The organism is Chryseobacterium sp. GQ58, assembly GCF_059758895.1.
Genome location: NZ_JCAXEH010000001.1, coordinates 1 through 26,082, shown reverse-complemented (window position 1 = coordinate 26,082; position 26,082 = coordinate 1). Strand labels below are relative to the sequence as shown.

The following is a 26,082-nucleotide window of genomic DNA, read 5'->3' as shown; positions in this document are numbered from 1 at the left end:
TAAAATTAATAATCCGGCGCATTTAGATAAAAATATTGAAATTAAAGTAATAATTCTAAAATCTTAGCATTATGAAAACAAAAATTACTAAATCTCTGGCAACATTTTTCTGTTTAATATCGATTGGAGTATTTTCCAAGATAAACAGAAATTATGTTGAGTTACGATCTGAACAAAGTTTTTTACAACAAGATACAATTAGTAAAAATCTGGGAAGTATTGATGAAAATTCATCAATTCAATCAAGAGTATCATATGTTTTAGACTGGACAAAAGCTCCAAACAGTTATATTTTTGATCCTTCACAACAAAATGCAGACGGACTATATATTCCTGTCAGAAAAGCTTATGAAATGTGGCGCAGCTATAAATATCTGGCAAGTTCCGGACTGTCTAAAGGCAATGTCACAGCCGATGTGCTTTGGGAAGACGTTCACGGTTTGATAAAATCGGGCAGCAACTACGCTTTGGAAATAGTTGACAGCGGAGAAAATGGCAAGATAAAAGTATTGGTCAACAAAGCCAAAAAAGGGAATGCAGTTGTAGCGTTCAGAATCAATGGCGAAATTTTCTGGTCCTGGCATATCTGGGTAACCGATGATCCCACCAACGGATCTACCTATAAAAGCTTTGCAGGAGTTAAAAGAGAACGAAATGACGGTACAATAGAAAATATTCCGGATGCTGACTGGCAATGGATGGATAGAAATTTAGGTGCTGTTACCAATACCAATACCACCGGCGAATGGAACCGAAGCGGCGGATTGCTTTATCAATGGGGAAGAAAAGACCCTATTCCGCCATTGGTGATGAAAGGGGAAGATTTTTATGAAGTTTCCGGTTCAATAGGTAGAATTAGACACAGGGGAGCCAAAAATTTTACAAATGCGGTCAATTTTGATAATTTACGAAGATTTGTGCCGCTTTCAAATGCCACTTTAAACAACAATTTACAGCTTTCTGTTAAAAATCCGTTGAGCCTTATTTATGTCAATAAAGACGATAATTCCGGACCCGCATATTATAACAACAATACCAATTTGATGGTCAATTGGTTTGGAAAATCAGCAGGATTAAACGACAGTATATTGCCCGAATTAGACTTATGGTCAGACAACTCTCAAGGAAAATTATTAAACAGCTATAATAACGAAGCAAGTGCGGCCCCGTACAGAGACAAATCTCCATTTGACCCTTGCCCGAACGGCTGGAGAGTTCCTTCAATGTTGGTTGCTAATTTAGCTTCATGGAATTATGTAGATGATGTAAGAATCGACTTTTCGCCATTTGGTGTAAGAACAAGTATGGGCAAAAATACTTTTGAAGCAAATGGTTATCATATTATTAAACCTAATGATTCAAACGTTCCGTCGTTCATGGCCGGTTTTAAATTATATCCCAATGTAGGATTTGATCTGTCTAATGTAGGAGGAAATAATATGGGAGTTTTTCCCGGTACGGGGCAATTAACCATTGATTCTCACGCTGGACAATATACGGATCAGCATCACGTATCTTTGTGGACTGCAACAATGACCCGTTTTTTTGACGCAACACCAGCTGTTGCTGCACGAGCATTATTTATGTTGTCGGACAAGCATCAGCCAGATACGCCTGATCCTTCCAATCCAACTATAAAAGGAAGAAATTGGTATATGCCTTTAGCAAGTGCCAAAACTTCGGACGCCAACGGATGCAGATGTATAAAAGATCCTTTATATCTTGTGAATGGATACGATTTTCCGACACAATATTTTAATTCATCTTCAACATATTTAGAAGGAATTGATAATCCAAATACTTATCAGGTAGTAAAAAGCTCTTCTTTGGCAAGTGTAGAAATTCCGGTAACCAAAGCTTTTTCAGTTCAGAGCCAGCTTCTGAATAATCCAAATATTCTGAATCCTTTAAATTTTAATAATTTAAAAGCAAATGTTTTATGGACAACCAATAAAAGCTTGATTAATAATATTTCAGTCAATAACCCTTCACCGGCGTCAACTTCGAGCTTAATAAATTCTAAAATCATTGTTACTTTAAATCCGAATCAAAGCGGAAATGCAGTTGTCACTTTACATAACGGAAGCATTGCCAATCCGGTGTATTGGTCTTGGCATGTTTGGGTAACCGATACGGCTGTCGGTTCATATCATTACACCACCGAAACGCCTAATGCTGCGGCGCCAAACTACATAAATTATGTTCCGAAAGGAGATATTTTGAAAACAGAATTTATGGACAGGAATCTTGGTGCTACAGATGCTTTTCCTATGGTTGCCAATCCTTTAACGCCTAATGCTGCCGAATATGCAAAAATCAGGGCTTCTACAGGTTTACAATATCAATGGGGACGAAAAGATCCAATTCCTTCTTTTCAATATGCAGATACAAGAGCTTCATACAGCGTGTATTTAGGAAAAGCAAATGCAAGCGGAACGGTGGCTTATACGACGCTTAGTTATGGCGGTTATAACAGCTTACCCGGAAATTATATTATTCCGTATGATACTTATACGAATTCATCAAACGCGAATGTTTTAGCAACAGACAAAACCTCAGAAAAAGTTGCAAAAGTATTGTCGTATTCTGTTAAAAATCCTTTGGTTTATATGGTGCCTAGTTCATTTGCTCCATACAATAGCGCTGTGCCAAATTATACCAACGGAACAGACTGGCTGCTGAATGAGCCCAATGTAGCTTCCGACAGATGGGGAAGAGGCGGGGAAAAATCTCCTTTTGATCCTTGTCCGGAAGGATGGCGTATTCCGGATCTTACCGGCGTGGCAATTATTTCAAATCAGGATTATGGAATTACACCTTGGTACAAAAAAGATAAAAAAGTGGCTACTCCTTACAGTGTAATTAATGATTATGCAGGAGTAAGAGTGAGAAATACGACAACCACGACTATCGGTTATATGTTTAATAATTCAAGTTATTCGGTAGGTAATTATCCGAATTCAGGGTCAAAAGCATTTAGAAGTGTTACCGGAAATCAAAGCCCAACAGGAACTTTTACTTTCAATAATTTCCAATATCCAGGAGTTTGGACGGCGGCCTTGAATTCAAATTATATAGGAAGACCAATCAATATTTTATTTGATGCCGCTTCAAGCGCAAATCGCCTGATTGCTTTCCATGATAATAATGATCCTTATTTTGGAATGAATTGCCGTTGTGTAAAAATAAAATATGATCAGAACGGTAACGAAGAAGGCCCGATTCCTGCTCTTCCGGTGACAACGGGAATCAGCGTAAGAAATGCAGCGATTTTAAGTAAAACTGATATTTCAGAAATAGTAAAAGAAGATAAAATCACGCTTTTCCCAAATCCTGTAAATGATATTTTACATATAAAAGCTCCTGTAAATAAAGATTATAATTACCAGATTTACAGCATTTCCGGTCAATTGGTGAAATCAGGGAAATTTGAAGATATGAAGACGAATTTGTCATCTTTGGTTTCCGGAGTTTATTTAATCAGAATCAATTCCGATATGATGGTAAAGATTGTAAAGAAGTAATTGATCAGGACATTTAATCTATAAAAGAGAAGTAAAATAGTGCTTAACTATTTGTAAATTCCTATTTTTGATCTCACAAATCACGGATTTTTACAAAAGAAAGGCTGTTTTGCTTCTCTTTCTTTGTGGAATCAAAACACATTATGAGATTGAAAAGAATATCTTTCAACATCAAGATTTTTATATATTTTTTGATCACTGCAACCGCTTTGTTTGCGCTGGTATTTACTTATCTGCACAACGCAAAATCGGATGGATATATTTTGGGCGACTGGCTTATCAATTATCAGGATGGCGGTTTCAAAAGAAGAGGACTTTCAGGAAGCTTCTTTTTCTTTTTACAGGATCTTACCGGAATAAAGTTGAATCTTCTCGTTTATTTTTTTCAGGTTATCATTATTTCCGGGTTTTTTTATTATTATTTTAAATTAATACAATACAAAAAGACGACATTCCTTTATTTATCACTTTTGTTATCTTCAATTGGTTTTGTTGGGATTTTTAATTGTGTTGATTATGTTGGAAAAAAAGAATTTATTGTCTTCTTTTTATTTGCCTTTTTCGTTTATCATCTGAACAAAAATTCGCTTACAAAATCGAAAGAATATTTGATTTCATTTGGGTTGTTTGTTGCCATGTTTTTTCATGAAATTACCTTATTTTTTATTCCTTATTTCCTGATTGCTTTATATTTGAAGGCAGGAAAGGTTGAATTTAAAAGATATTTAAAATATAGTATTGCTGTTTTCGTACCGGCTTTTTTTCTTTTTTTCGTTGGTAAAAATATTAATGAAGGACAATCGATACAGATTCTTCAGCAGCGCGGAGTTGTCATGACAAGAGGCATTTTCTATTGGAATATTAATGAATGGCAATATATTACAGAACATTTTAAAGAATACAGATTATATTTTCTAAGTTTCTTGATTTCAGTTTTTCATCTGTTGTTTTATTTAAAATTTCAAACTAAGCGAAAGGCAACATCTATTTTGTTGGTTGCTTCTTTTCTATTTTCATTGCCGCTTTTTTATCTCGCGATCGATTGGGGCAGATGGATGTATATTCACATGATTTTTATGATCATTCTCTTTGCCATGCAGTTGCCAGACACTGATGATTCGCTTGCTCCTGAACTTTTAAGTTTGAATAAAAAGTTTTTAATCACCTTCTTTATTATTATTTTCTCATTGACTTACAGAGTAGAGATGTCGGGAAGAGGCTTTACTTTTGAAGGATTTTTTTACAGAACCTTCATTGCGCCGATAGAATTGTTGAATAAAATGATCTGACAAAAAATCTATATAATAAAAAAGCTTTACTTTTGCAAAAATTTTAGAATGTCGAAAAATTTAGTAATCGTCGAGTCTCCGGCAAAAGCAAAAACTATTCAAAAATATTTAGGGAAGGATTTCGAAGTAAAATCAAGCTTCGGACACATCCGTGACCTTCCTAAAAAAGGAATGGGGATTGACCTTGCCACCTTTAGTCCGGATTACGAAGTTTCTGCCGACAAAAAAAAATTGGTTTCAGAATTAAAATCTGCCGTAAAGAAAGCCGAAATGGTTTGGCTCGCTTCCGATGAAGACCGCGAAGGGGAAGCTATTGCCTGGCATTTGGCAGACGAATTAAAATTAAAGCCTGAAAACAGAAAAAGAATTGTCTTTCACGAGATTACCAAAAATGCGATCCTGAAAGCAATCGAAAATCCACGAGATATAGACCAGAACTTAGTAAATGCCCAGCAGGCAAGAAGAGTTCTCGACAGAATCGTAGGTTTTGAAATGTCTCCGGTGCTTTGGAAAAAAGTAAAACCCGGATTATCTGCAGGAAGAGTGCAGTCGGTTGCCGTGAGATTGGTTGTAGAAAGAGAAAAAGAAATCCGTGAATTTAAGCCAAAAGCAAGCTTCAAACTAGACGGGATTTTCTTAAACACAACTCAACAGGAAATTTCTGCTAAACTAAAAAAAGACTTTGAAAAAGAAGAAGAAGCCGAAAAATTCCTAGAATTAGCAAAAACTACAGAATTCAGAGTCCTGAATGTTGAAACCAAACCGGGAACACGCTCTGCTTCTGCGCCATTTACGACTTCTACTTTACAGCAGGAAGCCTCATCAAGATTAGGATATAATGTGACCAACACGATGCGTCTTGCACAAAGATTGTACGAAGAAGGTTATATTACTTACATGAGAACCGACTCGGTAAACCTTTCTCAGGAAGCCATTGAAGGTGCAAAAAATCAAATTGTATCAGAATACGGAGCAGAATATTCTACGCCAAGAAAATATACGACTAAATCATCATCGGCGCAGGAAGCTCACGAAGCAATCCGCCCGACAGATTTTTCTGTAAAAACCATTGGTGATGCTCAATTAAGCAAATTATATCAGCTGATTTACAGAAGAACTCTGGCTTCTCAAATGGCAAATGCTAAAATCGAGAAAACAGTAATTGAAATTGGTAATGCAAAACTTCCTCAACATTTTGAAGCGCAAGGCGAAGTTATCATTTTTGATGGTTTCTTAAAAGCTTACGGTATTGTGAAAACTGAAGATGAAGATGAAGAAAACAACGAAAAACTGTTGCCGAAAGTTAAAGTAGGTGAAGTTTTAGAATATAAAAAAATTACCGCGACAGAAAAGTTTACAAGACCAAGTGCAAGATATACGGAAGCAGGTTTGGTGAAAAAACTTGAAGAGCTGGGAATCGGGCGTCCGTCAACGTATGCACCAACCATTCAGACGATCCAAAACCGTGAATATGTAGATAAAAGAGAGATTGAACCGCAGATTCGTGAAGTGGTAAAGATTTCTTTAGCAAATGATAAACTCAAAAAAGAAGTTCTTGAAGAGAAATTCGGGGGCGACAAAAACAAGTTTATTCCTACCGATATTGGCGAGGTGGTGAATAATTTCCTTACCGATAATTTTAAAGAAATTTTAGATTACGGCTTTACGGCAAGAGTTGAAGAAAGTTTTGACGAAATTGCCAACGGTGCACAGAAATGGAAAGAAATGATGACCGATTTCTATTCCAAATTCCATCCAAGAATTGAAGATGTAGAAGAGAATGCAGATCGTGCCAATGGAGAACGTCTTTTAGGCGTTGATCCGAAATCTGGGAAGAATATTTATGCCAGAATCGGAAGATTCGGGCCGATGATTCAGATTGGTGAGCAGGACGATGAGGAAAAGCCAATTTTCGCATCATTGATGGCCGGACAAAATATTGCAACCATCGCTTTAGAGGATGCTTTAGAGTTGTTTAAATTACCTTTTGAATTAAAAGATTTTGAAGATCAGTCAGTAACTATCGGTGTCGGAAGATTCGGGCCTTATGTAAAATGGGGCGAAACCTACATCAGTATCCCGAAAGGCGAAGATGCTCTTTCTATAGACCAAAAGAGAGCAGAAGAAATTATTAATGAAAAGAAAAAAGCCGATGCGCCGATTGCCAATTTCAAAGGTGAACCGGTAACGAAAGGAACGGGAAGATTCGGACCTTTCATCAAATATCAAAGCATTTTCATCAACGTTCCTAAACGATATAATTTTGATAATCTTTCTCAAAACGATATCAATGAATTGATTGAAGCGAAACTTGAAAAAGAAGCCAACAGATATATTCAGCAATGGGAAAAAGAAAAAATCTCTCTTGAAAACGGAAGATGGGGCCCGTTCATCAAATTTGGAAAAGCAATGTTCAAAATTCCAAAGAAAAATGATGATACGAAATATGAAGCCGACGAACTGAAAGAAGTTTCTCTTGATGAGGTTAAAAAGTGGATCACTGCACAGGATCCTAAAGCTTTTGCCGAGAAAAAGAAATCTGCAGCGAAAAAGCCTGCCGCTAAAAAGGCAACTACAGCTAAGAAGCCAGCTGCTAAAAAGCCGGCAGCAAAAAAGAAATAAATCTACTATACATTGAAAAGCCATTACTATTATGTTAATGGCTTTTTAGTTATTTATACCACAGATTGCAATCCGTATTTTTTTATTGTTTTATAAGAATTTTTTTTGTTACAGATTTATTATTTGCAAAATTCAATTTTAAGAAATACAGTCCTCCTGAAAAATGAGACATGTCTAATTTTATTCTTTCACTGGTCTTAAATATAGTTTTTGGATAAAAAATTCGTCCATCTAAATCAAATAACTCAATAGATTTCAATTGATTACTTTCATCTAGCTTGATATTCAAATAATCAGAAGTAGGGTTTGGATAGATAGAAATTTTCTTTTCTATTTGAAGGTCTGATGTATTTAAAATTGGGATTCCCGTGTAGCTTCTGTATATTTTACCACTTGTTCCTGCTGTAAAAATATAATTATTAACAAGTTCAACAGAGTTTATCGTGTTATGGTTTGCGATTTGCGTCCAATTTACTCCGCCATTCTGAGTTTTGTACATGACGCCATATTCATCTACAATGTATCCAATATTAGCTGAATAAAATTTGGTCAATGTGTAATAACCATATGGGATAGTAAACTGTTGCCAAGTCATACCACCATTAGTTGTTTTATAAAACAAAGAATCATCACCAACAAAGAATCCATTATTTTCATCAACAAAATGAAAGGAATTAATATTTTCCCCTGCTAATTCAATGCTCAAATTCCATGTGTTGCCACCATCAATAGTTTTATAAATTGCTCCATAATAATTTCCAACTCGATTAGCATAACCAGTAAGTGAATTAATAAATTGAATATTACCAAAGGTTTGATTTGATACCTGTGTCCAATTATTACCTCCATTTGTTGTTTTCATAACTTTTCTTTGGTTAAAACCACCTGAAATAAAGCCAGTATTATCATCTAAAAAACAAATTGAAGTTATTCCTTCATCGATAATATCATTTCCATTATTTAAAATTGACCATGTTGTACCTCCGTCAGTTGTTTTATAAACATGCCCCCCATATGGTCCCCCTGTTGTCGCATAACCTAAATTCTCATTAACAAAAGTAAAATCACTACTTGTAACAGATGTGCCTAAAATTAATGAACCAACTAATGACCAAGTTTCTCCAAAATTATTTGTTTTATAAAAACGGTTACCAGTTTGTGCAAATCCAACATTATTATTCACAATTTGTAATTGTCGAAAATCATCATATGTTGGAGAGTGTTGTGTCCATGTGCTTCCTCCATCTATGGTCTTAATTATTCGTCCTCTTGCACCAGTTGCGAATCCAGTATTATTGTCTTGAAAGAAAATTCCATACATTGAAGTATTGTTTATGTATCCATTTTGGAAAAATATTTGACTCCAGGTATTTCCTCCATCATTTGTTTTGTAAGTTGCTCCATGATCACCTGTAGCAAAACCGTTATTCCCGTCTAAAAAGTGGAAATCATATATAGCTTCAAAAGAACCTGAAATTTCGGTCCATGTTTCGCCACCATTCGTAGTTTTAAAAATATAATCATGCTCACTTGAGGCGAAGCCAACATTCTGACTAATAAAATGAACTGTAAAAAAATTCGAAGGGAATGTATTAGTGCTATAAGTATTATACCAATTTATTCCACCATCTACAGTTTTTAGTATTTTTCCGTTATTACATACAGCATGCCCCAATAAAGAACTTGTGAAGGCTGTTTTTACAACAGTTACATTTGGAATAGTAAGGTTTGACCATGTAATTCCTCCATCAATGGTTTTAACAATACTATTTGAACTAGACAAAATAATTGTATTACTATCAATAATATTTACAGTATTAAAAGAATTATTAAACCCTGTAGAAATTTGTTGCCAACTTGTTCCATTATCAACTGTTTTTAAAACATAGCCGTTATTACCTGCAATATAGCCAACTCCATTTTTAAAACTAATGTCATTACCACTGTTTATGTTCTGTTTTTTTAACCATGTAATGCCAAAATCTAAAGTTTCAAGTAACTCATTTGATGTTGTTATATAACCTATACTGCTAGAAATAAATTCAATGTTTTTTCCTGTACTTGCAGTAGGCTTGGGGTTTAATAACTCCCAATTTGTTTGAGAAAATAATAGATTTAAAGTAAATACTAATAGTAAAGTAAATAATTTTTTTTTGACCATTTTAATAGTAAATTTAATTTTAAGATTTATTTAGTGTGCAACCGACGTGTTTACTACTGTAACATAAATTGAATACCTATCAAATATGGAGATTAGTGAAGTTCCATTGTATATTTATTAATAATCCAAATATAAGCAATTATCTCACATTCCCAATCCACCCAAAAACCCTCACCCGCCATCCTTTCACCCTCAAAATTCACCCTTCGAGGCTCAAAAACCAGCCTCTTTGCCTGAATTTCCAACCTTTAAGGTTGATTTTTCACCCTAATTGCATGGCTCGCCAGCCTTTTAGCATGAAAAACGATCCTTTTTGGCTGAACTTTGAGCCTAAAAGGGTCGTTTTAATAATAGGAAAGAATTAATTACTCGGCTTTAGGAGTTTTCTTATAGCTTTTTCTTACAAATCTTTGACTAAGGTCTTCGTAAATAGGCTTTGCTGTGGCAACACCTTTGCTGGCAGCTTCTTTTACAGACCCGTAATAGAACAATGCAGAGGTTATAGCTTCACTGCCGGCAAGTATTACGGTGTCTCCTATATCTGTTGCGAGCTGTGTTGCCAAATTGCCCAACGGATTGAGGCTTGTTACCACCGCTTCGTCTTTTAAGAATTCAGCTTTATCCATATAATTTGGGATAAATTCGGGGTTGGTATCTATGTAGCTTTTTACTTTCTGAACGGTAGCCACTGTTTTGTCCCCCATCTTAAAAAGAGTTTCCCTGTCTGCGGAAGTAAGACCTTGAAGGTAAGGGGCAAGCAGCGTTCTGCAATCTTGTAATTTTTGATTCACCTCTGCAATTACAGTTTGAGGAATTTCTATACTGATTTGATTTTTTGAACTCATCGTTTGTGAATTTAATTTGTTTGTAATTCAAAAGTAATGAATAAAAGTATGTAATTGGATGATCTGTTTTAAATTTTTCAATATTTTGAATGAAATAGTATTAAAATTGTTGATGCAACTTTAGGAATGTCTTTATATCAGAACTTAATTAAATTAAAAACCCTAAAGTGCAGGACACTATTTGTTTGTATTTCTTCTAAATTAGCTGAAAATCAATTGAAATGAGCCAATCAAAATATACGCGCAAAGATTTTTTAAAAACTTCAGCTTTAGGAATTGCGGCTGTGGTTTTTGGGTCATCATTTACACGGTCATTCGATTTTTCAGATAAGCCTTATTTTAAGCTAAAACCGGTCGGACGTACATTTTCTTTGGAAGATTATTATATCTGGTGCAGTTCTCCGATTTGGGGCGAAGACGGAAGGGTTCATCTTTTTTATTCCAGATGGAAAAAGGAAAAAGGAATGAGCGGATGGATCAGGGGTTCAGAAATCTGCCGTGCAGAAGCAGATTCTCCTTTTGAAGAATTCCAACACAAGCAGGTTATTTTTAGTCCGAGAGGAGGTGAATTTTGGGATGCTACAACTTGTCACAATCCTTTGATTACCAAAGTGGAAGATGATTATTATTTATTCTTCATGGGAAATTCGAACGGCAAGACAAATACCAAAAGAATAGGATTGGCAACTTCAAAAAGCCTTGACGGAGATTGGAAAAGACCCGAACAGCCATTGCTTCTTCCCGGAGAAAAAGGTGCTTGGGACGATCATTGCACAACAAATCCTGCTTTTGTAAAAGGGAGTGACGGAAAATATTGGCTGTTTTATAAATCCTGGAATACCGAAGAATACGAAACTCAAAAAGGAACCGTGCGAGGAAACCGAAAGTACGGATTGGCAAAAGCAGATTCTCCGCTGGGACCTTACAAAAAAGTGACTGAAAACCCGGTTATTGATTTTTCCGCAATGCCCAACAATGCTCAGCTGGAAGATGCTTTTATCTGGAAACAAAAAGGTAAGTTTCACATGGTAGCGCGTGACATGGGATTTTTTAACCACGAATATGGTTTGCATTTAACTTCAAAAGACGGGCTTCGCTGGACAAAGCCGGAAATCGCTTATCTCAATATGCAAAGTTATATTGATGAGCCCAATCCGCCGAAGCATTTGAAACGTTTTGGAAGATTGGAGCGCCCAATGATTTTGATGAGTAAAGATGGAACGAAGCCTCAATTTTTATTCGGAGCCACGCAAGGCGGGAAATCTGAAACTTCTACCGCTTTTGCTTTTGAGATTTTAAACAAATAACTTTGAATTTCCGCATTTTAATGGTAACTAAATTGTAAGGCTGCTTCTAAAATCCGGCCCGAACGACTGCTTAATGATTTAATTTTAATATTTTTGAATCTTATTAAGCATATTTAGATAATGAACTTTGAAGATTTTATCATTTCACCAAGAAATTTCAAAACCGAAAGCTGGCAGATCGGGAATACAATGACCAAAGAAATAAAAGAAGACAGCATTGTTCTGCTTTTTGTTTCAGATTACAGAGGCGCAAACGGTGACGCTGAAGTTCAGGATTTTACGGCGATCAGAAAAGAATTTTATAAGCTTGCAAAGCTTGATTTCGAGATTCCGGTGGTGGATCTTGGAAATTTGGTTTCAGGAAAATCGGTGGAAGATTCGCATTATATTCTTCAGGAAATTTTGTCGGCATGTCATTACAAAAGAGCAATTCCGGTGATTGTTGGAGGCTCAAATGATTTTGCTTTTTCGCTGTTTTCAGGATTAAACTTCCATCATAAAAATATCAGTTATACACAAATCAGCAATATTATTTCGCTAAAACAAGGTGAAAATATCAACGAACATACTTTTTTAAGCAAGATTTTAGGCTCAAAAAATTTATCGATAAAAAATTATCATCATTTAGGTTATCAGAAACATCTGAACGAAGCAGATTCTGTAAAGCTCATCAAAGAAGTGGAATTTGACATCGTACGTTTGGCTGAAATGATGAACTCGACCGAAAAGACTGAACCTTTTTTCAGAAAAGCAGATTTGGTAACAGTGAATTGTGATGCTGTTGAAAGTTTCAGCGATGCTTTTTCAATCAATCCGCAGGTAAATGGCCTCAACCGAAGAGAAATCTGTGCTTACATGAAGGAAATCGGCTTAAGCGAAAACCTGAAATCTGTAGGAATTTTTAATTATAATATCTATTCTGAAAATCAGCTTAATCACCAGCTTCTGGCGCAAATGATCTGGTATCTGATCGAAGGAATCAACATTCAGAAATCTCATCCGAAAGAAAGACATTATGAAGTGTATTATGTTTTGGTCGATGACAAACAGCATGCTTTTAAGCGTGATACATTCAGCAATCTTTGGTATTTTGGAGATGACGAAAATATAGAAAACTGCATTCCGTGTTCAAGAAAAGATTTTGATGAGGCCAAAAAAGGCTGGCTGAATGCAAGGCTGACGAAAATATAAAAGATGACAAACGTTTCCCCAAAAGTTTCAATCATTGTTCCGGTTTATAATGTAGAAAATTATCTGGCAAAGTGCCTTGATTCTTTGGTGAATCAAACGTATCCGAATATTGAAATTTTGTTGGTAAATGACGGAAGCAAAGACAATTCGGAAAAAATAATTGCAGATTATGTTCTGAAATTCCCACACAAAATCAAAGCTTTTCACAAAGAAAACGGCGGTTTGAGCGACGCCAGGAATTTTGGTATCGATCATGCAAAAGGTGATTATTTAGGTTTTGTAGACAGCGACGATCATGTTTCTGAAACCATGTTTGAAGAAATGCTGAATCTTGCCGAAGAACATGACGCCGAAATGGTGATCTGCAACATTCAAAAAGTTGATGAAGAAGGAAATGTAACACAGAAGCTGACGCAGATTCCGAATATGCCTGCAAAGATTGATCTTGAAGAAAATTTCTCGGTTTTTGCGGATTTAAGTTATTTTGCCTGCAACAAATTGTTTAAAAAAGAGCTTTTTAGGGGAAAAAGATTTAAAAAAGGGATTCATTTTGAGGATATTCAGCTGATTCCGCAGCTTTTACTCGAATGTAAAACTTTGGCGCAAACTCAAAATTATCATTATCAATATCTGGAACGCCAAGATTCAATCTCAAAAACACATACCGAAAAAGGACTTGATATTCTGAAAGCAGTTGAAGATGTGGAAACTGCCTTTAAAAATTCTCAATATTTATCAAAATTAAAAGAACTGAAAAGCTTTCAGATTTTGGAAGGCGTTTATTCCTTTTTGGCTTATCTCGCGTTTGTAAAAAATGAAGAATTATTTTACAAAATGTCGCGCGATCTTGATGTATTCAGATGTGAAAGAAATATTAAAATTAAAGATATCTTGACATACAGTCGTTTTGGTAAAAATTATCTTTTATCTTTGCCCTTGAAGAAAAAGATATTTTATCTACTTTTTTTTGCCGGACAGAAAAAACTGATAAGAAAGTTAATTTAAACACAAATAGAGTATAAAAATTATTGGCAGGTAACTGTCTGGTAATAAGAATACTATTACTTTATGGTACTTTCAGGCAACAGCAAAGTACTTTAAAAGAAAAAAAATGAAAAATTTTGAATTGTTCTTACATGACTGGGGAATTTCTATTTTTTACGTGAAAGTAGGCTTTGGCTTCCTATTCTCCTTCCTGATTACATTTTTCTCAATCCCAACTATTATTAAAATTTCCAGAAGAAAAAATCTTATGGATGAGCCGGGAGTGAGAAGTTCTCATCTCAGAAAAATCCCAAATCTTGGCGGTATTGCTATTTTCTATTCGATTGGTATTTGTGCTTCCATTTTTGCGTATGAGCTTTTTGATTTGTACAAATTTTTGTTCGCCTCATTGATTATTTTGCTTTATGTAGGCGTGATGGATGATATTGTGGTGATGCGGGCTTACAAAAAGCTGATCGCTCAGATCCTGGTTTCTACATTGATTGTGATAGGATCCGACATCAGAATAAGAAGCCTTTTCGGGATTTTTGGAATTTATGAAATTAACTATTTAATAAGTGTGATTTTCAGTATCATCACATTTATTATCTTGATTAATGCCTTTAATCTGATTGACGGGATTGATGGTTTGGCAGGCGGATATTCATTGATTTCCAGTGCGCTTTTCGGAATCAGCTATTATCGTTTAGGCGAATACAATTATCCTTTGGTGATTTTATCTGTTATCATTATTGGGACCGTTCTGGCTTTTTTATATTATAATTTATCCAATTACAGAGTCACAAAAATATTTATGGGTGACACAGGTTCTATGCTGCTTGGGTTTTTACTTGCATTTACTTGTATCTGCTTTATAGATATTTTTATAGACAGAGCACTTTGGAATGTTCCAAGATATCATCTGCAATCTGCTCCGGTGATTGCCGTTGCTATCCTCATTTTACCTATTGTTGATACTTTAAATGTAATCTTGGTGAGACTTTGGAACAAAAAATCTCCTTTTGAAGCAGACAAAAATCATATTCATCATAAACTTTTAAAGCTTGATTTGACACACAGAAGATCCAGTTTTTATATCATAACTTATTATCTGTTTATCATAGCTGTAGCTTATTTTTTAAGACATATAAACGTTAATCTGCTGCTGCTGACGGTATTGCTTTTGGGTTTTTTCGGGGCTTATCTTCCGGATATTATATATTTATTCAGAAATAATAAATTAAAAAATAATAATTAAATTTCTATTTTTGCAAACTACATTTAAATTATGATGAAAATCTATAAATATTTACTGTTATTAATATTACCCTCATTACTTACTTCCTGTATCACTACAAAAGATGTGAAATATATGCAGCCCAGCGAAAGCCTTGTCATTAATGAAGAAGGTTTAATCCCTTATAATATCCCTGTTTACAGAATTACAAGAAATGATGTTTTCAATCTGAATATTGTGACAACTCCAAAAGGAGATGCCGCACAGTTTTATTCATCATTAAATACTTCCGGTGGTGCAAATTCCGGAGCTGGATTAAATCCTCTTACGAATGCTGGCAATGGAACTAATGCAGTTTCAGGAGGAAACAGAATGTTTTATTTTAACGGTTTAAGGGTTGATTCTAAAGGCGATATACACGTTTTTGGGATTGGCTACATAAAGGCTGAAGGAAGAACTATTGAAGAAGTAAGCAAAGAAATTCAGGATAAGGTAAACGAAAATTTTCAGGAAGGAAAAGCTGAAGTAAGGCTCAACACAGATGGTATCACCTACTATATTTTGGGAGATATCGAGTCGACAGGTCTTACAGGAGAAAAAACGGCTCATAAAAATACCTTGACGCTTACCGAAGCTATTGCAATCAATGGCGGACTCAACAGAACTATTGATAGAAAAAATATTGTAATCCACAGGAAATATCCGGAAGGCATAAAAAAAGCAAAAATAGATCTTACACGCGAAGATGTGATGAATTCACCATATTATTATGTGCAAAACGGAGACGAAATTTTCCTTACGACACAAAGAAGAAGCTTAAATGGCTTCGGAAAAGATCCGGTACAGACAATTATCAGCAGTGTGTCGGTTATTACAACGGCATTATCAATCTATCTACTTCTTAAAAACCTTTAATTATGATTCCAGGAAAAGATACTGCTGTAGATAAAAATGCAGCGCAGAAAGATAAATTCGGGTCTTTTGCGCTTTTTGATGTAGAATATTTTTTAAGAAGACTTTTAAAAAACTGGTATTGGTTTGTTCTGATGTTTTTCATTGGATTTGGCATTTCATGGTTTTATGAGAAGTATTATGCTCAGAATATTTATGCCTCAAACCTTTCTTTAAGCATTTCAAATAATACATCAAGTTATTTTACACCCAATCAGTCGATCAATTTTATTTGGGGACAAAGTGGTAATCAGGACGGGGTTTATCTTAAAAAAATGCTTTTATCAAGATCTCACAATGAATTTTTGGTAAAAGAACTGAATCTTTTTGTAAATTATCATACAAAAGGGGCCATAAAATCTACTTATCTCGACAAAGATGATTCGCCTGTATTTTTAGAAGTAGATAAAAAACACCTTCAGCAGGTTAATTATCCGATCACTTTAATTCCTAAAGCAGGAAATACTTTTGAGGTTGTTTTGCCTGAAGAAGGAGAATCAACAAATTTGTACAGTTACGAATTTGAAGGCTTTAAAAGCATTGCAAATTTTTCCAGACCAGTAAATAAAATTATTAAGGTTAATGAATGGTATACTTCGCCCAATTTGAGATTTAGACTGGTTCCAAATCCTGTTGCTACAAAAATAGAGCTTGACAATATTGTGGTGAAACTTAGTACTGTAAATGATGCTGTAAACGGCATTATTGCTACCATAGGTGTAGATTTCGATAAGGAAATCAATTCCATAATGATTATTACTAAAACAGGGTATAATCTTAACAGCACAGTTAATTTTTTAAATAAATCTGTAGATCAGCTGCAAAAGAAGCGGTTTATGGATAAAAATACAGTAGATAAAAATACTGAAGAATATTTAAGAGAAAGCTTAGCAAGTATCAGAAAAAAGTTAGATTCTAGCGGTGCAGTTCTCAATTATCTGAAGACTTCAGAAAAGCTTTACGATATCAAAGACCGCGATGAAAAGTCTTTACTAAGAATAAAAGAACTCGAAACCAAAAAAGCGGATATCTTAAGTAAACTGAATTCACTGAATAACATCAGAAATTCTGTTGAAACTCAAAACTTCGACAAAATGATAAGCACATCTGCTGCAGGCTTTGATGATGGGCTTTTTTCAGCAACGGTTTCAGAATTGAAAGCTTTATATTTAAAAAGAAGAGAATTAGCCTCCATTTATACGCCGAATTCGGAGCCGATGAAAGAAATAAACAGGCTGATAAGTGAAGCAAAAACAAATTCATCAGGCTCTTTAAGAAATGTTTATACGGTTTATACCGACGAAATTAACAAGATTGATCGGGAGATCAGTGAAGCTACTTCAGACTTATCATCATATCCTGAAAAGCAAAGAAAATATTTGGATGCCGAAAGAGGTTATAATATGATTGAAGCCACCTACAACAGTCTGCTCAACAGGCAGAACGATAGCAAAATGAGGCTGGCAACCAATCAATCTGATATTACCGTTATCGACCCGGCAAAAAATCTGGGACAACCCCCGATTGGTCCCAATGTGAAAGGGACTAAAATGGCAATTATAGGCGGTTTGCTGACTTTACCATTTATTTTTATTCTGGGTGCAGGCTTGTTAGACAACAAAATCCGCAGCATTAAAGAGCTTCTAAGCGCAACCAAAATCCCGCTATTGGGAGTGATTGGTAATAACAGCAACGAAAATATGCTGACGGTTTTAGAGCATCCGAAATCTTCTGTATCAGAAGCTTTTAGAGGCATTCGAGCCAATGTAAGATTTTTAGCCAAAGAAGATAATGAAAGCAAAGTTTTATTGGTTACTTCATCTGTTGGGGGAGAAGGGAAAACATATGTTTCGATCAATTTAGCTTCAGTTTTGGGCTTAAGTGATAAGAAAACTATTCTTTTGGGAATGGATTTAAGAAAACCTAAGATTTTTGGAGATTTTAACATTGATAATAAAAACGGAATTTCAAACTATCTTACAGGAGAAGTTTCTATTGACGAAATTATCAACAAGACAAAAATACCAAATCTTGATGTGGCAACATCGGGGCCTATTCCGCCAAACCCTTCCGAGCTTTTGATGAGTGAAAAAAACATTAAGTTTATTGAAGAGCTTAAGACCAGATATGACTTTATTATTATAGATTCTCCACCTGTTGGTTTGGTTGCAGATTCTTATGAGCTTATGAAGCATTCTGATGCCAATCTGTATGTGGTACGCCATGAATATACAGAAAAATATATGCTCAAAATGATCACTGAAAAGTATCATAATGGAGAAATAAAAAATCTAGGATTTATTTATAACGATTATGTAGTAAAACAAGGATATGGTTATGGATATGGTTACGGCTACGGTTATGGTTACGGTTACGGTTACTTTGATGAAGACAAAAATTATAAAGAGCCATTGCTGATAAAGGTTAGAAACTTTATAAAGGGACTGTTTAATAAAGATTAACATAGCCAAGCCCCTGCTAGCGGGGTTTTGCTGTTTTCAAATAATATAGAATGTGTTAAAAAAAGAATATTTTTGCCACTTTGTCGTTTACTTTATAACAAATTATGTTTTTTTGTTTATTTTTAACTAAACATTAAGATTATCATTAATATAAAAATGTTTTATATTTGCAAAAATTAAATTTTAAAATAACCATAAATCCATATTCTTCTATGAATAAAAAATTATTGTTTAGCTTCCTTACCCTTTTAGGAACTGTGGTAAGCATTAAAGCACAAAGAAATGAATTGGGAGTTCGCTTGGGGATGAGTAATCTTGTTGGTGATATAGGAAAAACCAATTACATTTTGCAGCAGCCATTGGATTTGGATAGAGCTTCAGAATGGGGATTTCCTTTTTATGGTGGTTTATTGTATAGATTTAATTTTAATCCTCATCAGACTGTAAGATTAGATTTAGGGTATAATCAGGTTCAGTTCAGTGACAAAGCAGCTAAAGAAGAATATAGAAGAAATAGAAACTCATTTGGAAAAAACAATGTATACGAGGCAAGTTTACTCTTTGAATACAACTTTTTCCCTGTTAATAATGAGCAGGTAAGTATGGTGAGTCCATATATTTTTGCAGGTCTTGGAGGTTTAATGTTTGATGCACCAAAAGCTACATTGAATCATGATTTTAAAAGAAATTCAGACGGTGTGGCGCAGGCTCCTGTTGATGAGCTTGATTTTACTACCACAACAGAATACTCAATGGGTACAAAAACAGTGGTACACATTCCGTTTGGAGTTGGTTTAAAATATAAGTTCAATCACGGATGGGCAATATTTGCAGAAGCTACATTCAGATATGCATTGACTGATCAGCTAGACCACAGCAAAATACTTTCAAAAGATGTTGTTTCAAATTATAATGCAGATATCTTGAGCCCATCAACAGGAGGTTCACTATTGGAAACAGGAGATTATTACATAGTTTCTAAAGAAAGGGAAAAAGCATTCATTAATGAAAGAAATGTTGGTGATCTAAGATCGAAAGATTGGATGAATACCTTTAGTTTAGGATTGACCTATTCTTTCGGAAGACCGCCATGTTATTGTGATTAATTAAATTATGTCGTTGATTAAAGAAAAAATAAAATCCGAGAATTTGCCAAAACATGTCGCCATCATTATGGATGGTAACGGAAGATGGGCCAAATCTCGTGGTGAAGAAAGAACGTTTGGTCACAAAAATGCCATTAATGCAGTAAGAAATGCTATTAATGCGTGTAACGAGATCGATATCCCTTATCTTACACTTTATACATTTTCCTCAGAAAACTGGAAGCGCCCGACCGACGAAGTTAATACGCTGATGACCTTGCTTACCGAAACTCTGCTACTGGAAGCAGAAGAGATTTTTAGCAAAGGATTGAGGATGCATGTGATAGGAAATATAGAAAAACTACCAACTTTGGTGAAAGAACAGCTTTTAAAAGTTGTAGATTTAACAAAACAAAACACAAAAGGAAATTTGGTTTTGGCAATAAGCTACGGCTCCCAAAACGAAATATTGAATGCAGTGAAAAACATCAGTTCCGACGTGAAAGAAGGAAAAATAGATGTAGAAAATATTGATGAAAAATTATTTGAGAATTATCTCTATACAAAAGATTTTCCACCTGTCGATTTGCTCATCAGAACCAGTGGTGAGATAAGAATCAGCAATTTTCTTCTCTGGCAGATTGCTTATGCAGAATTGCAGTTTTTAAATGTTCTGTGGCCAGATTTCACAAAAGACATCTTTTTTCAGTGTATTGTAGATTATCAAAACAAGGAAAGAAGATACGGCCTTACGGGCGAACAAATACAAATCCAGTAAATTTAAGAAAAGAAAGATTACGATAACATGAAGTTTAGACTATTACCCATCATTATGTTTGCTGCTTCTGCACATTTTTATGGACAGGTGACTCCGCAAGACAGCACAAAGGTTGATACCTCTGTCTTAGCAGAAAATCAAACAGGAACTTACACTCTGAAAGACATTGTTGTTGATGGGGTAAAAAAATATACACCGGCGCAAATCTTAAGATTTACGGGTCTATCTAAAGGTGAAGAAGTAGATATTCCGGGGCAGAAAATAAGCAACGCCATCAAAAAACTTTGGGATACGCAGTCTTTCTCTGAGGTGGAAGTTTACATTCAAAGCATTGAAGGTAAAACTGTTGTTTTAAAGTTTTATCTTGAAGATTTAAAAGATCTTGGCGAAGTAAAATTCGTCGGAAAAGGGATCGGCAAATCTAAAAACGAAAAGCTTGCAAAAGACAATAACTTAAAGCCCGGAACAAAAATTACCCAAAATCTTATCTCAAGCCTTAAAACAAATATCCCTAAAGATTATGTGAAAAAAGGCTTTGCTGATGCTAAAATCACCATTGAAGATAAAGTAAACGCCGGCGACCCGAATCTCGTTGACTGGACGATCAATGTAGACAAAGGCAAAAGAGTGAAAATCAGCCATATCGAGTTTGAAGGAAACGAGAGTGTGACTGATGCCAAGCTTAGAAAAAAAGCTTTTAAAGAAACGAAACAGAAAAGATTCGGTATTGGAGGGATTTTAAAATCCTCAAAATTCATTGAAGAAAAATATCAGGAAGATAAACAAAGTCTTATCAATTATTATAATTCTTTAGGCTATAGAGATGCCAAAATCGTTTCTGATTCTGTGTGGAGAAACAAAAAAAATAATTACGAAATAAATGTAAAACTGAGCGAAGGTAAAAAATATTACATCGGTAATGTTACCTTTACCGGAAATACAGTATATCCTACAGAATATCTTCAAAGGCTTTTAGGTTATAAAACCGGAGACATTTATGATGCGGTAGGATTCAACAAAAAAGTAGGTGAAGACGGAGGAAAAGAGGATGACTCCGATTTGAGATCGCTTTATATGAACAACGGTTACCTGTTTTCTAACATAACACCTGTTGAGAAATCGGTTGACGGAGACAAAATTAACCTTGAAATCAGAATTACCGAAGGTGAGCAGGCAACCTGGAATAAGGTAACTTGGGAAGGAAATACAACAACCCATGACCACGTTATTTTAAGAGCTTTAAGAACAAAACCCGGAGAATTGTTTAAGAAAACGGAAATCAAAAGAACTTATTTTGATCTTGCTTCTATGACATTCTTTGATCCTCAGCAAATTGGTCAGGAAATCAATCCAAATCAGCAGGATAATACCGTTGATATCAATTGGACATTGGTTGAAAAAGGTTCTTCTCAGGTTCAATTACAGGCAGGTTACGGTGGTAACAGCTTTATCGGAACTTTGGGACTTACGTTTAATAATTTCTCGTTAAAGAATTTCCTTAAGTTTAAAGATTTCAGACCGGTTCCTCAAGGTGACGGACAGACATTATCTATTCAGGCACAGGCAGGACAATACTTCCAGAATTATGGCATTTCATTTGTTGAACCGTGGTTATTTGGAACAAAACCAACTGCACTTTCAGTAAGTTTAAATAATTCAAGAGTAAATTACAGCCAGATAAGCGGGCCGGATCAGAGATTAAATATTTTCTCGGCAACGGTTGGTTTAAACAGATTGCTAAAATGGCCGGATGATTATTTCTCTTTATATACAGGGATTCAGTATCAGAAATATAATTTTAGTAATTATCCTTTTGAGTTTGGAGATACAACAGAATATTATGGAAACGCCAATAACTTAAGTTTAAATATTGGTTTAAGTCGAAATTCTGCTGGTATAGATCCAATTTTCCCAACAATGGGATCCAATATTGAATTGTCAGGTAAATTTACTCCGCCTTATTCATTATTTAGCAATAAAGATTACTCCACACAGTCTCCGACAGAGAAATATAAGTGGATGGAATTCTATAAGATCAAATTTAAAGCAGACGTTTACAACGAGATTGCCGGTAAATTGGTTTTAAGATCTTCTGCTGAAATGGGCTTCATGGATGGATACAACAAAGAGTTGGGTGCACCGCCATTTGAAAGATTTTATGTAGGAGGTACAGGACTTTTCGGAGGAAGATTTGATGGTAGAGAATTGATTCCGTTGAGAGGTTATGAAAATGCTTCTACATATGGAGGAACTATCGATGATATTACCCAGAAAGGAGGAGGTACTATTTACAACAGATTTACGTTAGAATTAAGATATCCGATATCATTGAATCAGACTGCCAAAATTTATGCGCTTACTTTTGCAGAAGGTGGTAACGTTTGGAATACTTGGGGAAAATATAATCCTTTCCAGCTGAAAAGATCAGTTGGTGTTGGGGTGAGAGTTTACATGGGAGCATTTGGTTTGATCGGATTTGATTTTGCTTACGGATTTGATAAAACTGTTCTTGGAACAGAGCCTTCAGGCTGGAAGACACACTTCTTAATGAATCAATCTTTATAACAATATGAAGAATTTTAAAATACTTTTCACATTTTTAGCTATTTTGCTTTTTGGGTTTTGCAACGCACAGAAAATTGGCGTTGTCGACACAGATTATATTTTGGATATGATGCCTCAATATAAAGAAGCGGAAGCAAGACTCAATTCTCAGATTGACACCTGGGAAAAAGAACTTCAGAGTTTACAGTCTGAGTTTGATAAAAAAAGATCGGCCTTTGAGAACGAAAGAGTTCTTTTGGTTGGAGATCAGTTAAAGCTGAGAGAAAAGGAAGTAATGGATTTGGAAAAAAATATCAAAACCACTACAAGTTTAAGATTCGGAAGCACCGGCGAGATCAGCCAGCTGAGAGCCAATTTGGTTCAGCCGTTTCAGGATCAGATCTGGAATGCCATAAAAACAATGTCCGAGAAAAATGGATTGGGCATAGTTCTTGATAAAAGCAACAATGTCAATGTGATTTTTCTTCAGAAAAGATATGATTATACCGATAAAGTATTGGATGTTTTATTGAAGGGAACCACAGAAAAAGAAAAGAAAAATAGTAAAAAATAGTAAAATTAATTTTTTCGGAATTAACTTTTACCTAAATTTAAAATCTAAAAACAAAATTAATTATTTATTACCCGTTATGAAAAAATTAAGTGTATTATTTGCAGCAGTAATGATGTTTGTGTCTGTAGGTGTGGCAAAAGCTCAAAAAATTGCTACTTTGGATGTTGTAAGCATTCTTAATGCTATGCCTGAAAAGAAAAAGGCAGATACAGAATTGAAAACTTTTGTGGATGGAAAGCAAGCAGAAATAAAGAAAAAGGCTGATGCAGCTCAGGCAAAATATAACCTTTACAACCAGGAAGCTCCTAAGAAAACAGAAGCTGAAAACAAAGCTAGAGTTGAAGAAATGCAAAAGTTGCAGGAAGAGATTGCTCAAATGCAGGAAAAAATGCAGAAAGATGCAGTGGCTAGACAAGATTTACTTTTCGAACCAATCGAGAAAAAATTGATGGATGTTGTAACTAAAGTTGCAAAAGCAAACGGTTACGATTACATTATGGATGCAAACTCTACAGGTCTTGTTTACAAAGGCGGTCCGGATGCTACTCCAGCTGTGAAAAAAGAATTAGGTCTTTAATAATTGAAATAATTACACAAAGATTTATAAAAATAACCGTCTCTATTAGAGGCGGTTTTTTTATTTTTGCGCTATGGAAAAAGAAGTCTCAACCACGGTAAAAGTCAGATTCAGTGATTGCGATCCGATCGGGCATCTGAACAATGTAAAATATCTTGATTATATGTTCAACGCCAGAGAAGATCATGTCGAAACATTTTATGGCTTTACTTACGAAGAATATACGAAAAAGACGGGCTGCACTTGGATTGCGATTCAGAATGAGATTGCTTATTTAAAAGAAGTAAGGTATAATACGCAAGTCGTTATCAGCAGCAAAACCATAGAAATTCAGGATAGAACAGCAAAGGTTGAAATCCTTATGAAAAGTCTTGACGAAAGAACGGTGCATGCCGTTTTGTGGGTCACTGTAATATATTTTAATGTTAAATCAAGGAAATCCGAAGTTCATCCCGAAGACGTTAGGGAAATATTCCATAAATTCTATGTAGATTTAGAACAGAAAGACTTTCAGCCAAGAGTTAAATTTTTAAGATCTCAAAACGCAAAAAATTCATAATGCAGAAAATTGTAGTAATAGGAAGCAACGGACAATTAGGCAATTGTATCAGAAAAATAGCACCGGCTTTTGAGCTCGATTATGAATTTGTTTTTACGGATTCCCAAACCTTGGATATTACAAACGAAGATCAGGTAAATAGTTTTTTTGAAGAAAACAATCCCCATTTTTGTATCAACGCTTCGGCTTACACGGCTGTAGATTTAGCGGAAAAGGAAAAAGAAAAAGCATTTGCTGTCAACGCTGACGGAGTTGGATATCTTGCTCAGGCTTGTGCAGAACAGAAAACAGTCTTGATTCATATTTCGACAGATTATGTTTTTGACGGTGAAACCAATTTAGATTATTCCGAAGATGACTTTACAAATCCGATTGGTGTTTATGGAGAATCAAAATTAAAAGGTGAAGAACTTGCATTAGAAATAAATCCTAAAACTATTATTTTAAGAACATCTTGGTTGTATTCTGAATTTAATAGAAATTTTGTGAAAACGATGTTGAACTTATTTTCGCAAAAAGATGAATTAGGTATTGTTGGCGATCAGTTTGGACAGCCGACCAATGCAAATGATCTTGCCGAAGCGATTATGGAAATTATTGAAGCTTCGGAAAAAACATTTGGTGTTTTTCATTTTTCTAATTATCCCGAAACGACTTGGCTTGATTTTGCTGAAAAAATAGCGAAATTTTCAGATTCATCAATTAAACTAAATTCACTGACGACCGAGCAATATCCAACTCCTGCAAAAAGACCGAAAAGAAGCACAATGTGTTTAGATAAAATTGAAAAAGTGTATCATATTGAGCCAAAACACTGGGAAAACAGCCTTGAAGAATGTGTAAATATTCTTACTAAAAATTAAATCAATGAAAAATTTAGGAATTACACTTTTAGTTTTTTTGGCGCAATTAACGTTCGCACAAAATGTATACTTAACTAAAGTTGAAAAAACAAACGATAACACAGATAAATTTCTTTACAATATAAAAGAAGAAATAGATGCTGCAGAATATCTGGGCGAAATTGAAATTCAGGGATTTTCAAAAGACGATGCTGCGATTTTTTCTAGAATCTATAAAAAGGCAAAAGAAATAGGAGCCAACGCATTTTCTCTGAAACCCTTTGAAAGCATAGACGGAAATCCTGCTCATTTTGATCCTTCACATTACAAGTTGAATCTATATTATTTGCAAAAAGAAAACTTTTCCACTCCTGAAGGAAACTTGTATTTGTTTGCATCTGCACCAAAGGACCAGAAAATAAGCATCAACAGAAAAGATTATATACTTTCCCCGAGAACTTTTCTCGAACTGAAGCTTCTCACAGGCGAAGTGTATACAATTTCCACGAAAAAGCTTTTAGGATCAACCATAAAAATTAAAAAAGACACC

At 34.9% G+C, this 26,082-nt stretch carries 19 protein-coding genes; 17 read left to right on the top strand and 2 right to left on the bottom strand.

Annotated features, from left to right (window positions below; all coding sequences use genetic code 11):
- Positions 1-71: 71 nt before the first annotated feature.
- The 3 genes from AC6CHK_RS00095 to topA all read left to right on the top strand — a co-directional run bounded on the left by AC6CHK_RS00095 (position 72) and on the right by topA (position 7,435).
- On the top strand, positions 72-3,524 hold the full coding sequence (locus tag AC6CHK_RS00095; protein ID WP_498092380.1) for a T9SS type A sorting domain-containing protein: 3,453 nt from the start codon (positions 72-74) through the stop codon (positions 3,522-3,524).
- A 143-nt stretch (positions 3,525-3,667) separates the two neighbouring features.
- A complete protein-coding gene (locus tag AC6CHK_RS00090) occupies positions 3,668-4,813 on the top strand; it encodes a hypothetical protein (protein ID WP_498092378.1) in 1,146 nt (381 codons plus the stop codon).
- Between the two features lie 48 nt (positions 4,814-4,861).
- On the top strand, positions 4,862-7,435 hold the full coding sequence (gene topA / locus AC6CHK_RS00085; protein WP_498092376.1) for a type I DNA topoisomerase: 2,574 nt from the start codon (positions 4,862-4,864) through the stop codon (positions 7,433-7,435).
- A gap of 82 nt (positions 7,436-7,517) precedes the next feature.
- Here the strand turns inward: topA and AC6CHK_RS00080 are convergent, their stop codons facing one another.
- The gene (locus tag AC6CHK_RS00080; RefSeq protein WP_498092375.1) at positions 7,518-9,596 is read right to left on the bottom strand and encodes a YCF48-related protein; all 2,079 of its coding nucleotides are present in this window, start codon (positions 9,594-9,596) and stop codon (positions 7,518-7,520) included.
- A 365-nt stretch (positions 9,597-9,961) separates the two neighbouring features.
- Positions 9,962-10,441, bottom strand: coding sequence for a hypothetical protein (locus tag AC6CHK_RS00075; RefSeq protein ID WP_498092373.1), 480 nt, complete (start codon positions 10,439-10,441; stop codon positions 9,962-9,964).
- Positions 10,442-10,662: 221 nt separating this feature from the next.
- On the opposite strand from AC6CHK_RS00075, the gene AC6CHK_RS00070 reads away from it, so the two are divergent.
- From AC6CHK_RS00070 to AC6CHK_RS00005, 14 genes are all read left to right on the top strand, one after another.
- Positions 10,663-11,748, top strand: a complete 1,086-nt coding sequence (locus AC6CHK_RS00070) for a glycoside hydrolase family protein (protein ID WP_498092371.1) — start codon at positions 10,663-10,665, stop codon at positions 11,746-11,748.
- Positions 11,749-11,868: 120 nt separating this feature from the next.
- A complete protein-coding gene (locus tag AC6CHK_RS00065) occupies positions 11,869-12,939 on the top strand; it encodes a formimidoylglutamase (RefSeq protein ID WP_498092369.1) in 1,071 nt (356 codons plus the stop codon).
- 3 nt (positions 12,940-12,942) lie between these two features.
- Positions 12,943-13,944, top strand: coding sequence for a glycosyltransferase family 2 protein (locus tag AC6CHK_RS00060; protein ID WP_498092368.1), 1,002 nt, complete (start codon positions 12,943-12,945; stop codon positions 13,942-13,944).
- A 106-nt stretch (positions 13,945-14,050) separates the two neighbouring features.
- The gene (locus AC6CHK_RS00055) at positions 14,051-15,181 is read left to right on the top strand and encodes a glycosyltransferase family 4 protein (protein ID WP_498092366.1); all 1,131 of its coding nucleotides are present in this window, start codon (positions 14,051-14,053) and stop codon (positions 15,179-15,181) included.
- Positions 15,182-15,211: 30 nt separating this feature from the next.
- The gene (locus tag AC6CHK_RS00050) at positions 15,212-16,075 is read left to right on the top strand and encodes a polysaccharide biosynthesis/export family protein (protein WP_498092364.1); all 864 of its coding nucleotides are present in this window, start codon (positions 15,212-15,214) and stop codon (positions 16,073-16,075) included.
- A 2-nt stretch (positions 16,076-16,077) separates the two neighbouring features.
- On the top strand, positions 16,078-18,573 hold the full coding sequence (locus AC6CHK_RS00045; protein WP_498092362.1) for an exopolysaccharide transport family protein: 2,496 nt from the start codon (positions 16,078-16,080) through the stop codon (positions 18,571-18,573).
- Between the two features lie 212 nt (positions 18,574-18,785).
- Complete coding sequence (gene porG, locus AC6CHK_RS00040; RefSeq protein ID WP_498092360.1) at positions 18,786-19,679, top strand: type IX secretion system protein PorG; 894 nt, start codon at positions 18,786-18,788, stop codon at positions 19,677-19,679.
- A 7-nt stretch (positions 19,680-19,686) separates the two neighbouring features.
- The gene (gene uppS, locus AC6CHK_RS00035; RefSeq protein ID WP_498092358.1) at positions 19,687-20,436 is read left to right on the top strand and encodes an undecaprenyl pyrophosphate synthase; all 750 of its coding nucleotides are present in this window, start codon (positions 19,687-19,689) and stop codon (positions 20,434-20,436) included.
- A 27-nt stretch (positions 20,437-20,463) separates the two neighbouring features.
- Complete coding sequence (bamA, locus tag AC6CHK_RS00030) at positions 20,464-23,001, top strand: outer membrane protein assembly factor BamA (RefSeq protein ID WP_498092356.1); 2,538 nt, start codon at positions 20,464-20,466, stop codon at positions 22,999-23,001.
- Between the two features lie 4 nt (positions 23,002-23,005).
- The gene (locus AC6CHK_RS00025; RefSeq protein WP_498092354.1) at positions 23,006-23,554 is read left to right on the top strand and encodes an OmpH/Skp family outer membrane protein; all 549 of its coding nucleotides are present in this window, start codon (positions 23,006-23,008) and stop codon (positions 23,552-23,554) included.
- A 76-nt stretch (positions 23,555-23,630) separates the two neighbouring features.
- Positions 23,631-24,131 carry an OmpH/Skp family outer membrane protein gene (locus tag AC6CHK_RS00020; protein WP_498092352.1) on the top strand — a complete coding sequence of 167 codons (501 nt, stop codon included), beginning with the start codon at positions 23,631-23,633 and terminating at the stop codon, positions 24,129-24,131.
- A gap of 73 nt (positions 24,132-24,204) precedes the next feature.
- Entirely contained in the window at positions 24,205-24,690 is a 486-nt protein-coding gene (locus tag AC6CHK_RS00015) for an acyl-CoA thioesterase (RefSeq protein WP_498092350.1), read from the top strand.
- Positions 24,690-25,553 (top strand): dTDP-4-dehydrorhamnose reductase, encoded by an 864-nt coding sequence (gene rfbD, locus AC6CHK_RS00010; protein WP_498092348.1) that lies wholly within the window; start codon positions 24,690-24,692, stop codon positions 25,551-25,553. Before AC6CHK_RS00015 ends, rfbD begins: the two co-directional genes overlap by 1 nt.
- 4 nt (positions 25,554-25,557) lie before the next feature.
- Positions 25,558-26,082 (top strand): hypothetical protein (locus tag AC6CHK_RS00005; RefSeq protein ID WP_498092346.1); only part of this gene is annotated, 525 nt, incomplete at its 3' end.